The organism is Superficieibacter sp. HKU1 (genome assembly GCF_029319185.1).
In the GTDB taxonomy this organism is placed as follows: domain Bacteria; phylum Pseudomonadota; class Gammaproteobacteria; order Enterobacterales; family Enterobacteriaceae; genus Superficieibacter.
In genome coordinates this window covers 1,705,206-1,718,390 of sequence record NZ_CP119754.1, presented here as the reverse complement: position 1 = coordinate 1,718,390, position 13,185 = coordinate 1,705,206, and the positions used below count along the sequence as shown (strand labels likewise).

The 13,185-nt window shown below is 55.0% G+C and carries 10 protein-coding genes; 2 read left to right on the top strand and 8 right to left on the bottom strand.

Going from position 1 to position 13,185, the window contains the following annotated elements:
- The first annotated feature begins 76 nt into the window (after positions 1 to 76).
- Positions 77 to 892: a Cof-type HAD-IIB family hydrolase gene (locus P0H77_RS08245; RefSeq protein ID WP_276164394.1), complete on the top strand. Its 816-nt coding sequence runs from the start codon at positions 77 to 79 to the stop codon at positions 890 to 892.
- A gap of 174 nt (positions 893 to 1,066) precedes the next feature.
- Here P0H77_RS08245 and P0H77_RS08240 read toward each other — a convergent pair whose 3' ends face one another.
- Positions 1,067 to 2,659: an ABC-F family ATPase gene (locus P0H77_RS08240; RefSeq protein ID WP_276164393.1), complete on the bottom strand. Its 1,593-nt coding sequence runs from the start codon at positions 2,657 to 2,659 to the stop codon at positions 1,067 to 1,069.
- 286 nt (positions 2,660 to 2,945) lie between these two features.
- Between P0H77_RS08240 and ldtB the strand changes: the two genes are divergently transcribed.
- Positions 2,946 to 3,866: a L,D-transpeptidase gene (gene ldtB / locus P0H77_RS08235; RefSeq protein WP_276164392.1), complete on the top strand. Its 921-nt coding sequence runs from the start codon at positions 2,946 to 2,948 to the stop codon at positions 3,864 to 3,866.
- A 39-nt stretch (positions 3,867 to 3,905) separates the two neighbouring features.
- Here the strand turns inward: ldtB and P0H77_RS08230 are convergent, their stop codons facing one another.
- The 7 genes from P0H77_RS08230 to P0H77_RS08200 all read right to left on the bottom strand — a co-directional run bounded on the left by P0H77_RS08230 (position 3,906) and on the right by P0H77_RS08200 (position 13,112).
- Positions 3,906 to 4,622: a GntR family transcriptional regulator gene (locus P0H77_RS08230; protein WP_276164391.1), complete on the bottom strand. Its 717-nt coding sequence runs from the start codon at positions 4,620 to 4,622 to the stop codon at positions 3,906 to 3,908.
- 16 nt (positions 4,623 to 4,638) lie between these two features.
- Positions 4,639 to 5,946 carry a PTS transporter subunit EIIC gene (locus tag P0H77_RS08225; RefSeq protein ID WP_276164390.1) on the bottom strand — a complete coding sequence of 436 codons (1,308 nt, stop codon included), beginning with the start codon at positions 5,944 to 5,946 and terminating at the stop codon, positions 4,639 to 4,641.
- A gap of 87 nt (positions 5,947 to 6,033) precedes the next feature.
- Complete coding sequence (locus P0H77_RS08220) at positions 6,034 to 7,410, bottom strand: glycoside hydrolase family 1 protein (protein ID WP_276164389.1); 1,377 nt, start codon at positions 7,408 to 7,410, stop codon at positions 6,034 to 6,036.
- A 310-nt stretch (positions 7,411 to 7,720) separates the two neighbouring features.
- Positions 7,721 to 8,758 (bottom strand): aldo/keto reductase, encoded by a 1,038-nt coding sequence (locus tag P0H77_RS08215; protein WP_276164388.1) that lies wholly within the window; start codon positions 8,756 to 8,758, stop codon positions 7,721 to 7,723.
- A gap of 106 nt (positions 8,759 to 8,864) precedes the next feature.
- The gene (locus P0H77_RS08210; RefSeq protein ID WP_276164387.1) at positions 8,865 to 10,391 is read right to left on the bottom strand and encodes an efflux transporter outer membrane subunit; all 1,527 of its coding nucleotides are present in this window, start codon (positions 10,389 to 10,391) and stop codon (positions 8,865 to 8,867) included.
- 1 nt (position 10,392) lies between these two features.
- Positions 10,393 to 11,964: a DHA2 family efflux MFS transporter permease subunit gene (locus P0H77_RS08205; RefSeq protein ID WP_276164386.1), complete on the bottom strand. Its 1,572-nt coding sequence runs from the start codon at positions 11,962 to 11,964 to the stop codon at positions 10,393 to 10,395.
- Complete coding sequence (locus P0H77_RS08200) at positions 11,961 to 13,112, bottom strand: HlyD family secretion protein (protein ID WP_276164385.1); 1,152 nt, start codon at positions 13,110 to 13,112, stop codon at positions 11,961 to 11,963. The genes P0H77_RS08205 and P0H77_RS08200 overlap by 4 nt, the downstream gene beginning before the upstream one ends.
- Between the last annotated feature and the right edge of the window lie 73 nt (positions 13,113 to 13,185).

Genomic DNA, 13,185 nt, shown 5'->3' with positions numbered 1-13,185 from the left:
CGGGTAATTTATGCGTGCATTGCTTCGCTTACGCATTAAAATACCTCGCATTGCCGTTTTCGCCAGGAGCGTAGTTATGACCGTTAAAGTTATCGTCACCGACATGGATGGATCGTTTCTTAGTGACGCCAAGACCTATGATCGCCAGCGTTTTTTAGCCCAGTTTGACCAGCTTCAGCAGCGCGGTATTGAATTTGTGGTCGCCAGCGGCAACCAGTACTACCAGCTTATTACCTTTTTCCCTGAGGTACGTGACGCCATTTCCTATGTCGCCGAAAACGGCGCGCTGGTGTATGAGCACGGACAGGAACGCTTCCACGGCGAGTTAACGCAGCACGAGTCGCAGATCGTCATCGGCGAACTGATTAAAGATCCCACGCTTAACTTTGTCGCCTGCGGCCTGGAAAGTGCTTATGTCAGCGATAACGCGCCGGAACACTTTGTTGAACTGATGTCGAAACACTATTACCGCCTGAAGCGCATCAGTGATTACAGCGAAATCAACGATAAACTGTTCAAGTTCTCGCTTAATCTGCCGGACGAGCAGATCCCGCAGCTGGTAGACGCGCTGCATATTTCTCTTGAAGGCGTGATGAAGCCGGTCACCAGCGGTTTTGGGTTTATTGACCTGATTATTCCCGGCCTGCACAAAGCGAACGGTATTAGCCGTTTGTTGAAGCGCTGGGCGATCTCCCCGCAGGAGTGCGTCGCCATTGGCGATAGCGGCAACGATGCAGAAATGCTGAAACTGGCGAAATATTCCTTCGCGATGGGTAACGCCGCGGACAATATTAAGGCGCTCTCCCGCTATGCGACCGATGACAACAATCATCATGGCGCACTGAATGTTATTCAGGCCGTGCTGGATAAAGCACCGCCGTTTAACGACTGACGTTGTAGGCCGGGTAGCGGCGTCGCCTTACCCGGCCTACAAACTCATCACTATCAACCGTTTAGCTGTAAACCACAGGCCTGTGCAAGCGAAGCGCCGCCAGGCATCACTCCACGGTATAACGTTTGTCACTCTTTTACGGGCCTTCAGATGCCTGAAAGCCCGCGATGACACTTACTCAATACCCTGGCTGCGCAGGTAATCTTCGTAGTTGCCGCTGAAGTCCACCACGCGCTGCGGGGTGATTTCCAGTACGCGGGTCGCCAGCGAGCTGACGAACTCACGGTCATGAGAAACGAAAATCAGGGTGCCCTCGTACATTTCCAGCGCCATGTTCAGCGATTCGATCGATTCCATGTCCAGGTGGTTGGTCGGTTCATCCATCACCAGGATATTCGGCTTCTGCATCATCAGCTTGCCGAACAGCATACGCCCCTTCTCTCCACCAGAAAGCACTTTAGCAGGCTTTTTGATATCGTCCTGGCTGAACAGCAGACGACCGAGGAAGCTACGTACGACCTGCTCATCATCGCCTTCCTGTTTCCACTGGCTCATCCACTCGAATACGGTCAGATCGTTGGCAAAATCCTCTGCATGATCCTGGGCATAGTAGCCAATACGGGCGTTTTCAGACCATTTTACCGTGCCGCTGTTGGCTTCCAGCTCACCCACCAGCGTTTTCAGCAGCGTGGATTTACCCACGCCGTTGGTACCGAGGACCGCCAGTTTTTCGCCCACTTCCAGCAGCAGATTAACGTCTTTAAACAGCGGACCGTTATCAAAGCCTTTGGTCAACTTCTCCACCACAAGCGCGTTACGGAACAGCTTTTTATCCTGCTCGAAGCGAATGAACGGGTTCTGACGGCTGGAGGCTTTTACTTCATCAAGTTTAATTTTATCAATCTGACGGGCACGCGAGGTGGCCTGACGAGACTTGGAGGCGTTAGCACTAAAGCGGCTGACGAAGGATTGCAGGTCGGCAATCTGCGCTTTTTTCTTGGCGTTGTCCGCCAGCAGACGTTCGCGCGCCTGGGTTGCCGCCGTCATGTATTCGTCGTAGTTGCCCGGATACACGCGCAGCTCACCGTAATCCAGATCTGCCATATGGGTGCAGACCATATTAAGGAAGTGACGGTCGTGCGAGATGATAATCATGGTGCTGTTGCGTTCGTTAAGCACCTGCTCCAGCCAGCGAATAGTATCGATGTCCAGGTTGTTGGTCGGTTCATCAAGCAGCAGGATATCGGGGTTGGAGAACAGCGCCTGCGCCAGCAGCACGCGCAGCTTCCAGCCGGGAGCGATTTCGCTCATCGGGCCGTAGTGCTGTTCTACCGGAATACCCACGCCGAGCAGCAGCTCACCGGCGCGCGACTCAGCAGAATAACCGTCCATCTCGCCATACAGCACTTCGAGATCGGCCACTTTATAGCCGTCTTCTTCGCTCATCTCTGCGAGGCTGTAGATACGATCGCGCTCCTGCTTCACTTCCCACAGTTCGCCGTGGCCCATGATGACCGTATCAAGCACGGAATACTCTTCAAAGGCGAACTGATCCTGACGCAGCTTACCAATGCGCTCGTTCGGATCGAGAGACACGTTACCCAGCGTCGGCTCTAAGTCGCCGCCGAGGATTTTCATAAAGGTGGATTTACCGCTACCGTTCGCGCCAATCAGGCCGTAACGGTTGCCGCCGCCGAATTTGACGGAAATATTTTCAAAAAGCGGCTTACTGCCGAACTGCATGGTGACGTTGCTGGAAACTAACACGGGTATTTCCTGAAAAAAGTGTGACAAACCGCTAATTATGCCACTTTAGCGCAGGTTTTTCACCTGCTGAAATGCGCCCGCCGTTAGTGTTACGTTAGAATCCGGGTTTATGCCAACATTCTGAATTAAAATCAGTCCCCTGCAATTACGTCTAAAATGTAGTCAGCGGAAAAAAGTGTGATTTTGCACACATCTATTTCCCACTAAACCGGAATGCACCTATAATGCGCTCCAAATGATAGTGGACTTTACATCAACAGCCTGTGGCACTGGTATCTTGCATAACATGAATATGAAACTAACGACCCTTTTTGCGGCGGCGCTGGCTGTCGTGGGCTTTTGCAAAACGGCTTCCGCCGTTACGTATCCTCTGCCAACCGATGGCAGCCGTCTGATCGGTGAAAACCAGGTGATTCAGATCCCGGATGATAACAAGCAGCCGCTGGAGTACTTCGCGGCCGAGTATCAAATGGGCCTGTCCAATATGCTGGAGGCTAACCCGGGCGTGGATACCTATCTGCCGAAGGGCGGCACCGTGCTGAATATCCCTCAACAGCTGATCCTGCCGGATACCGTGCATGAAGGGATTGTTATCAACAGCGCCGAAATGCGTCTGTACTACTACCCGAAAGGCACCAACACCGTGATCGTGCTGCCTATCGGTATCGGTCAGTTAGGTAAAGATACGCCGATTGCCTGGACCACCAAGGTTGAGCGTAAGAAAGCGGGTCCGACCTGGACGCCAACGGCAAAAATGCATGCTGAATACGCCGCAGCGGGCCAGCCACTTCCGGCAGTTGTTCCGGCAGGTCCGGATAACCCGATGGGCCTGTATGCCCTGTATATTGGCCGTCTGTACGCCATTCACGGCACCAATGCTAACTTCGGCGTTGGCCTGCGCGTGAGCCACGGCTGCGTGCGTCTGCGTAACGACGACATCAAATTCCTGTTCCAGAACGTGCCGGTAGGGACGCGCGTACAGTTTATTGATGAGCCGGTGAAATCTACCACCGAGCCGGATGGCAGCCGCTATGTCGAGGTTCATAACCCGCTTTCCACGACGGAAGCGCAATTTAGTGGTGACGAAGAAGTCCCGGTCACGCTGACTAAAGCAGTGAAAAAAGTCACCGACCAGGCCGATGTCGATCAGACCGTACTGGATCAGGCGATCCAGAACCGTTCCGGTATGCCGGTTCGTCTGAACTAAGCTCGAAATGCCCGGCCGCATCGCGCGCCGGGCAAATTTTTAACCATTGTTCACAATCACAATCCCGCTGTGATCGTAGCGATAGTGGCAGTGGGCGTACTCCAGCGGCGTACCATCCTCCAGATAAATCACCTGCTCAACTTCCATCACCGGATCCGTCTCCTGACAGTTCAGATACTGCATATCAAGCGCATTCGGCTTTAACGCCCGCACCACCCGATACGATCCCATGATTTTCAGCCCCAGCGTGTGCTGAATGTAGCGAAAAACCGAACTTTCCAGATGGGATTTATTCAGCCCCGGCACCAGGCTCACCGGCATAATGGTGGCATCCAGCGACATGGGTTCCCCATTGAGCAGGCGCAGGCGGATAAAGTCATATACCGGCGCATCGGCGCCAATGAGCAACGAGGTTTGCTCATTCTCGTCGGGAAAACGCAGTTCAAAGCGAACAACTTCGCTGCTGACCGTGCCTTTATCCTTCCAGGTTTGCGTCGCGCCGAAATAGTCGCTCCCGGCCAGATCCCATTGGGAAAACTGATGGAAATTCTTGCGGATAAACGTACCCTGCCCCTGGCGGGTATAGACCAGCCCCTCAATGATCAACTGGCGCATCGCCTGCTGGATGGTCATCCGGCTGGTACTGAACTCGGCCGCCAGCGCAAACTGATCGGGCAACGGCTCGCTGGCGGGATACTGCTTACTCAGAATACGCTGCCTGATTTCCCGCGCGATCAACACATACTTCGCTGCCATCACCCTTCCTTTTTATTTACGCTATTTCGCTATTTTTTTGCGCCACTCTCTCGGCGATTTTGAGGAACGGCAGGTAGAAGAATACACCAAAGACAATGATGATCAATTGCACCACCACGGCGCGCCAGTCGCCCGCGGTGGCAAGCCAGGCGCTGAGCACAGGCGGCGTAGTCCACGGGATCATGACCACGCAGCGCGATATCAACCCCAGCGACGTGCACACCCAGGCAAAAAAGATGCCGATAGCAGGCAGCAGGACAAAGGGGATCATCAGCGGAATGTTAAACACAATCGGCAAGCCGAAAATGACCGGCTCGTTGATATTAAACAGCCCCGGCGTGATGGCCAGACGGGCAACCTGCTTCGCCGCTTTCTGCCGCGAGAAAATAAAAATGGCAATCAGTAACGAGAACGTACTGCCGGTGCCGCCAATCATGCCGAAGGTCGGGACAAAAATATTGTTGATGATATGTGGGATAGGCTGCCCGTTAGCAAACGCCAGCATGTTCTCATTGGTGTTGATCAGCAGGAACGGCTCAAGGATCACGCTGTTGACCACCGCCTGATGAATCCCCAGCGTAAATAAGAAGTTACCGAAGCTGTAGATAAAAAGCGTCCCCGGCAGGCTGGTGTTAATCAGGCGCAGCGGTTGCTGGATCAGAGTGGTGATTAAATGAATGAGATCGGTATGCAGCAGGTTAGCCAGCAGCGCGGCAAACAAAGCAAACAGCGACAGCGTGAGAATAGTGGGAATTAACGAGGAAAACGACTGGCTGACTGCCGGGGGGACATTCTCACCCAACGAAATTTTTAGCCGCTCAAGGCGCGAAATACGAATGAAAATCTCAGTCGACAGCAGGCCGATAATCACCCCGGCAAAAATCCCGGTAGTGCCAATATTGGCGAAGGTTAATACCTGGGTAATACTCACCGTGGTCTTCGCACCTTGCGGAATCAGTTCTACCTGCATCGGCATCATAATAATAAAACTGCATATCGCAATGATCACTGCCGAAACCGGGCTGTCGATATGTTTATTGCGCGCCAGCGACCAGGCGATCATTGGGGCAATCAGCAGGGCAGCAATATTCAACGTCCCGTTGATAATCGCGTCACCCCAGAGTTTGAATTTAGTTAAGGTCTCCCCTTCCATCACCCACGGAAACACCACGTTATTCACCAGTACCGCCAGTCCGGCCAGAATAAAAATCGGCATGATGGCGGCGAAAGCATCCCGTAGCGAGCGTAAATGCACCTGCCCGGCAATACGTGCGGAAATATCGACGAAGCGATCGGTAAAAGACTGCATATTTGTACCAGTCATAGCAGAACCCTTTCTTTTATTCCCTGGACAATACAGGTTGCAGGCGCCTGCAACCTGTCATCAGTACAAACCCGGTTTGGCGGTGAACTACATTTTTTCGCCGTTACTGTGGATCACCTGTTGTAACCATGCGTAGCTTTTCTTCGGTACCCTTTTCAGATCTTTTAAGTCATGGTTTTCACGGTTAACGTACACCACGCCGTAGCGTTTACGCATATCGCCCTGCGAGCTCAGGATATCGATCAGGCCCCAGCCGAGATAGCCAATAACCTGCGCGCCATCTTCAAAAATGGCCGCCTTCATGGCGTTGATATGCTCACGGTGATAGTCGATGCGGTAGTCATCCTCAATCATGTTGACGCCGTCCCAGGACTCAATCACGCCGATACCATTTTCAATAGGGAAAACCGGCAGACGCCAGTCGTTGTAATAGCGGGTGATGATGGTGCGAAAACCCAGCGGATCGATTTGCCAGTTCCATTCGGTGGCTTTCAGCCACGGGTTAGGCTTATCACCATGCAGCAGGTAATAGTTCACCGGTGTGTTTTCCGGAATGGCATCGCTGTCCAGCGTTCGGCTGGCGTAGTAGCTGAAGGCCATAAAATCGTTTTTAACCGTCGGAAGCAGGGCAAGATCGTCTTCACGATAGATATCTTCGAACCCTTCACGTTTCACCACCGCCAGCACTTCCGGGCTGTACCCTTCCCCCGCGTAGACCCGCAGCAGATTTTGATTCAGGAATTCATCGTACTGTTGAGCGCAAAAGATATCCCGCGGTTTGCAGGTCGCCGGGTAAACCAGCTGATGTGCCAGCATGCCGCCAAACAGTTTTCCGGGCCGGGTTTCATGCAGGTACCGGGTCAGGTATACATGGGCCATCATGGTATGGTGCTGAATTAGATACAGCTCACGTAGCGTTTGATCGCCCTGCAGATATCCCGCGACCTTAAATGCTTCGGGCATATGGAAGATATTCTGCTCATTGAACGACAGCCAGTATTTCACCCGGTCGCCGAAGCGGTCGATCATCTGCTTGCCGTAACGAACAAAGGCCTCCATCACCCGGCGATCGGTGAAACCGTTGTACTTTTCAGCCAGCGCCAGCGGCATATCAAAATGATACAGGCAAACCATCGGCTCTATACCGCGAGCAATCAAGTCATTGATAAAGCGATCGTAAAAGGCAATGCCCTCTTCATTAAACTCGCCGTCGCCCTGCGGGCATACCCGGCTCCATGCAATCTGGAAACGGTAGCAGTTCATACCCAGATTTTGCATATGGTCAAAATCTTCCCGGTAGCGGTGGTAAGAGTCCGTCGCCACTTTCCAGTCAGAGGCAAACTCGCTGGCCTCGCGAATATCGTAAACCGACTTCCCTTTTCCGCCTTCATTCCAGGCACCTTCCGTCTGCATACTGGAGACTGAGTTACCCCATAAGAATCCGTCGGGTAGTTTTTTTGTCATTTACTGGCTCCTTCGTTTCATATGTAAAGTCATTTACTTTATATGACTAGTCATATACCCATTACGCTCAGGCTGGCAAAAAGTAATAGGTGAAAGTGTGAGCGGATTCGAAAAGATCGTGGCGATCGGCAAAAAAAAAGCCCGGCGAAAGCCGGGCGGTGATGGTGAAAGGAATAATGCCTGCTCCGGTGATGATTTGCCGGATGGCGCTGCGCTTATCCGGCCTACGAGTCCTCTGGAATCAGCGTATTACCAGAAATGTAGGTCCGCGCAAGCGACGCGCCGCGGGCACGGGCCACAACGTAACGCGTTATCCCTTCAGCTGATTGCGGCGATATTCGCCCTGCCGCTCCAGCATCCAGCCGGGATATTCCCGCGGCAGCGCACTGACCGCGTCGAGTTGTTTGAGCTCTTCGTCACTAAGGCGGATCGCCGTGGCGGCAATGTTATCGGTCAGCTGTTCAGGGCGCTTCGCCCCGATAATCACGCTGCTGACCACCGGCTGATGTAACAGCCACGCCAGAGCAATCTGTGCCACCGATACGCCTTTACTGTCGGCGATATTACGCATTACATCCACGCAATCAAACGCGCGATCGCGCTCCACCGGCGGGAAGTCGAATTCCTGGCGGCGACTACCGGCTTCACTCCCGCCGTCGCGGCTGTATTTACCACTTAACAGGCCGCCTGCCAGCGGGCTCCAGACCATCAGCCCGACGCCTTCGCTTTGCATCATCGGTACCAGCTCACGCTCCAGATCGCGCCCGGCGATGGTGTAATACGCCTGAAGCGATGCGAAACGCGCCAGCCCTTTGCGCTCGGAAATCCCCAGCGCTTTAGTGATTTGCCACGCGGCCCAGTTCGATACGCCGATATAGCGCACGTGGCCGTGCTGCACCAGGTTATCCAGCGCGTACAGGGTTTCTTCCATCGGCGTCGCCGGGTCAAACCCGTGCAGTTGATAGAGATCGATATGATCGAGTTGCAGGCGGCGCAGGCTGTCCTTCACGCTATTGATAATGTGATAGCGCGAACTGCCACGCGAGTTGACGCCTTTAGTCCCCGTTTCGCCAAATACTTTGGTGGCCACCACCACATCCTCACGCGGGATTTTCAGGTTTTTCAACGCCTGTCCGGTGATCTCCTCCGAACGGCCCTCTGAATATACATTCGCCGTATCAATAAAATTGATTCCCGCCTCCAGCGCGGTGCCGACCAGTTTTTCCGCCTCAGCCTGACGTAACTGACCAATCTTCCCCCACATCCCCTCTTCACCGCCAAAGGTCATGGTGCCGAGGCACAGCTCAGAAACAAACAGACCGGTATTGCCGAGTTTTTGATATCGCACAGGACTCTCCTTTCAGGATGATAACGTGACTACCCCATAGTTATAACCGTCAGGGGGCCATCGCGAATGTGGCGTTCCTGTCCTTTTCTTGCCCAATCCTCTGAAATTACCCGCGCGGCGCGTCGCCGAAGACGGAATAGTCCGGCAGACGCACGGTCTGGTAAGGTTCCCAGCCGCCGCCCAGCGCCTTATACAGGGCGACCAGGTCAAGGCTGCTCTGCACTTTCGCCTGCGCGCGCTGCTGTTCCGCCTGCGCCAGCTGCCGCTGGGCATCCAGAACATCAATAAAGGTTGCCAGCCCCTGACGATAGCTGTCGCTGGCCAGATTAAAGGCGTTCTGTAGCGCTTCGATGGTTTTATCCAGTCCCTGCTCCTGCTGCTGATCGCTGCGATAGCTGACCAGCGCGTTTTCCACATCGTTCAGCGCGGTGAGCACCGTCTGCCGATACTGCAATACGCTGGCTCCCTGCTGCGCGCGCGCCAGTTTGACGCTGGAGACCAGACGCCCGCCCTGGAAAATAGGGATGGAGACCTGCGGGCCAAAGCTATAGAAATGGCTGCTCCAGTCGGTCAGCCAGTCGGCCTCGCTATTTCGCATGCCAAACTGGCCGCTTAAGGTCAGGCTGGGGAACAGCTGGGCGACGGAAACGCCGATTTGCGCGGTGGCGGCATGCAGATTAGCCTCCGCCTCTCGCACGTCAGGACGCCGACGCGCCAGCGTTGACGGAATGCCGGTTTTAACGATATTCGGCAGCGGCGGCAGGGGCTGTTCACCCCGCAGTTCGTTATCCAGCGTGCCGGGCGCTTTCCCCAGTAATACGGCAAGGGCGTTCATCGCCTGACGCTGCTGCGCCTGATACTGCGGCAATTGCGCTTCGAGATTGCCTAACTGGGCGCGGGCGTTTTCCACATCCAGCTGCGGCGACAGCCCGCCGCGCTGACGATTTTCGGTTAGCTCCAGCGTCTGCTGCGCGGTGGCAATTTGCGTGTTCATGGTATGGATAATGCTTTGCGCGCCGCGCAGTTGCAGCCACGCGCGGGCCACTTCCGCCTCCAGCGACACCAGCGCGTCGTTACGCTGCTCAATGACCGCCTGCTGTTGCGCATCTGCGGCTTCCACCTGACGGCGAACTTTGCCCCATAAATCCAGCTCCCACTGCGCGTCAAAGCTGCCCTGATAAAGGTTGATTGGCTGGGTCAATGGACCGAGCGCCCCACGAAGTTCCGGGTCGACATCATCGAGCTGGCCGTAAACATCATGCGATTCCAGCTCGCCTTTCAGCCCCAGCTGCTGCCGGGTGGCCTGTAAGTTGCCGTTAACCGAAGGCATAAATGCGCCGCCGGCCTGATTCAACTGCTCACGCGCTCCGGCAATGCGCAGTACCGACTGTTGTAGCGACAGATTGCCCGCAATCGCCCGCTCAATCAGGCTATTCAGTTGCGGTGAGTTAAAGGTCGTCCACCAGCGCGGATCGACCGCCTGGGGCCGGGTTTGCGATGGGACATCGCTGCTGCCCGCATCATTCCAGCGGGCTGGCGTCTGCGGCACCGCCGTCTTGTAGTCGGGTCCTACGCTGCACCCTGCCACCATCAGCGCCATCACGGTCAGGGAGAAAATGTTGCGTCTTTGCATATTAATGTGCTCCTGCGCTGCCTTCACTCTTCACCGGTGACAGCAGTAGACAAAAAGGGATCAACAGTAGCGCAACCACGCTAAGGATCGTAAAGACGTCGATATAGGCCAGAATGCGCGACTGCTCAATCATCGTCTGGTACATCTGTCCGGTGGCGAGACTGATTGGATCGCCCACCAGCCCGGTAAAATCACGAATGGCCTGCGCCGACTGGCGGATCTCCTGCTGGAACTGTTCGTTGAACGGACTGGTGTGATAAGCCAGATGGGCGCTGTGCGCCTGCGCCCGCTCGGTGATCGCCGCGGTGGAGAGCGAAATGCCAACCGACCCCGCCACGTTACGGAACATGGTAAACAGCGCCGAGGCGTCGGCGTTGAGCTGGCGTGGAATGGTGATAAAGGCGATGGTGGTCAGCGGCACAAACAGGAAGCCCAGCCCCAGCGACTGCGCGCTACGGAACAGCACCAGCGTTTCAAAGTCGACATTCGGCGTCAGCGTTCGCGACCAGAAGAAGGCGGCCCCCAGCAGAAAGAAACCAAACGCAATGATATAGCGGGTTTGCACCACCGGCATCAGCTTAAGCACCAGGGGAATGGTCAGCACAATTAATATTGCCCCAGGCGAAAGTACCAGCCCCGACCAGGTCGCCGTATAGCCCAAATCCTGCTGCGCCAGCTGCGGGATCACTACCGAGCTACCGTAGAGGATCATCGCCATCCCGGCCATCAACAGGCTGGAGACGGCAAAGTTTTTATCCGCCATACAGCGCAGGTCAACCACCGGTTTACGGGCGTAGAGAAGCCAGTATATCGCGCCGACAATGCCGATAAGCGTCAGTACCGCGAAGGTGCAGATAAAGTTTGAGTAGAACCAGTCTTCATCCTCGCCGCGATCGAGCATCACCTGCAGGCAGCCAAGCCCGAGGGCAATCAGGCCGATCCCGGTCCAGTCGATGCTTAATTTCTCTTCAGATTTACGCTCCCACGGCGGATCTTCCAGCAATTGATAAATCGCCAGTACGGTTACGATGCCGACCGGAATGTTAATGAAAAACACCCAGCGCCAGGAGTAGTTATCGGTGATCCAGCCGCCGAGCGTCGGGCCCAGCACCGGGGCCACAATAATCGCGATCGACGACAGGCCAAATGCCTTGCCGCGATCTTCCGGCTTAAAATAATCCAGCAGCACCGACTGCTGGGTCGGCTGAAGTCCGCCACCGAAAAAGCCCTGCATAATGCGGAACAGGATAATCTGCCACAGCTCGGTGGCGATCCCGCACAGGAAGGAGCAGATGGTAAACATCACAATACAGATTAAGAAAAACTGTTTGCGGCCAAAAACGCGGCTGAGGAAGGCGGAAATGGGGAGCACGATGCCGTTCGCCACCAGATAACTGGTCAACACCCAGGTGGATTCATCGTAGCTGGCCGACAGCGATCCGGCGACGTGCGGCAGCGCCACGTTCACGATCGTGGTATCAAGGATCTCCATAAATACCGCGAGCGTGACGACCATCGCCACCGCCCATGGATTACTGGCCGGACGCCAGTTTTCATGGCTCTGGTCGGTCATTCCAGGGTTACCTTCGGTTCCACGGAGAGGCCAAGCGGCAGCGGATGATTTTCATCCAGCCCTTTGTCGATAACAATTTTGACCGGCACGCGCTGAACGATTTTCACGAAGTTGCCGGTGGCGTTTTCCGACGGGAAGGCAGCGAATTTTGAGCCACTCCCCTGCTGGATACTGTCAACGTGACCTTCGAGTTCCATATCGCCGAAAGCGTCCACTTTGATGCTGACTTTATTCCCCGGACGCAGGCGTTCCAGCTGCGACTCTTTAAAGTTTGCCACAATCCAGATATCGGGAGACACCAGGGAAAAGAGGGCGGTACCCGCCTGCACCAGCGTGCCGTTCTGCACGTTACGCTTAGTGACAAAGCCGTCAAACGGCGCGCGAACTTCGGTCCACGAGAGATTCAGCTCCGCCGTTTCAAGCTGGGCGCGGGCCTGATCGACCTGCCGCTCGCGCGCTTCAACATTGGTTTCCTGCTGGCGGATCTGCAACTCGACCTGCTCTGCAACCTCAAGCTGCGCTTTGGCGCTGGCCATTTGTGCCTGAGCGCTGCGCAGCTGCGCGTTAGCCGAATCAATATTCTGTTGGGTGGTCGCACGCGGATCGACACCGCGCTGACGACGATAAGCCGCCTCGGCATTCGCCTGATCGGCCTGCGCCTTCAGCACCTGCGCCCGCGCTTCATCGCGCTGTGCCGGATACTGAACTTTAGAGAGCGCCAGTTGCGCCTGGGCCTGATGCAGCTGCGCTTCGGCCAGTCCCAGCTGCGCTTTCGCCTGGTCACGCTGTGCCGTCGCATCGCGCGGATCGATAACCACCAGCAGATCGCCCTTTTTCACCCGCTGGTTATCTTTTACCCGCAGCTCGGTTACATACCCTGCCACTTTCGGTGCGATAGTAACGGCGTCGCCGTCGGTAAACGCATCATCGGTGGTTTCCTGATTGCGAGTCATCAACCACCACACCAGCGCCACGATGATCATCACGATCACCACAATGCCAAGAATAATGAGTGGCTTTTTACCCGGACGCTTGCGCTGGTCCTTCTTCTGATTATCTTCCTGATTTTCGGATTTTTTGTCTTCCTGCTGGTTTTCCGCTTTTTTGTCTTCCTGCTGGTTTTCAGGTTTTTCGTCTTGTTCTGCCATAAGTGTGCAACGGTCCTGTCAGTTAACGGCGTAATGGGGCCTGATAACTAAAGTTAGGAGGTTGCTATACATT

Bases quoted from the DNA above. Each gene is read 5' to 3' on its own strand.
- P0H77_RS08245 (WP_276164394.1), top strand. From the start codon at position 77: ATGACCGTTAAAGTTATCGTCACCGACATGGATGGATCGTTTCTTAGT.
- ldtB (WP_276164392.1), top strand. From the start codon at position 2,946: ATGAATATGAAACTAACGACCCTTTTTGCGGCGGCGCTGGCTGTCGTG.
- P0H77_RS08230 (WP_276164391.1), bottom strand. From the start codon at position 4,622: ATGGCAGCGAAGTATGTGTTGATCGCGCGGGAAATCAGGCAGCGTATT.
- P0H77_RS08225 (WP_276164390.1), bottom strand. From the start codon at position 5,946: ATGACTGGTACAAATATGCAGTCTTTTACCGATCGCTTCGTCGATATT.
- P0H77_RS08220 (WP_276164389.1), bottom strand. From the start codon at position 7,410: ATGACAAAAAAACTACCCGACGGATTCTTATGGGGTAACTCAGTCTCC.
- P0H77_RS08210 (WP_276164387.1), bottom strand. From the start codon at position 10,391: ATGCAAAGACGCAACATTTTCTCCCTGACCGTGATGGCGCTGATGGTG.
- P0H77_RS08205 (WP_276164386.1), bottom strand. From the start codon at position 11,964: ATGACCGACCAGAGCCATGAAAACTGGCGTCCGGCCAGTAATCCATGG.
- P0H77_RS08200 (WP_276164385.1), bottom strand. From the start codon at position 13,112: ATGGCAGAACAAGACGAAAAACCTGAAAACCAGCAGGAAGACAAAAAA.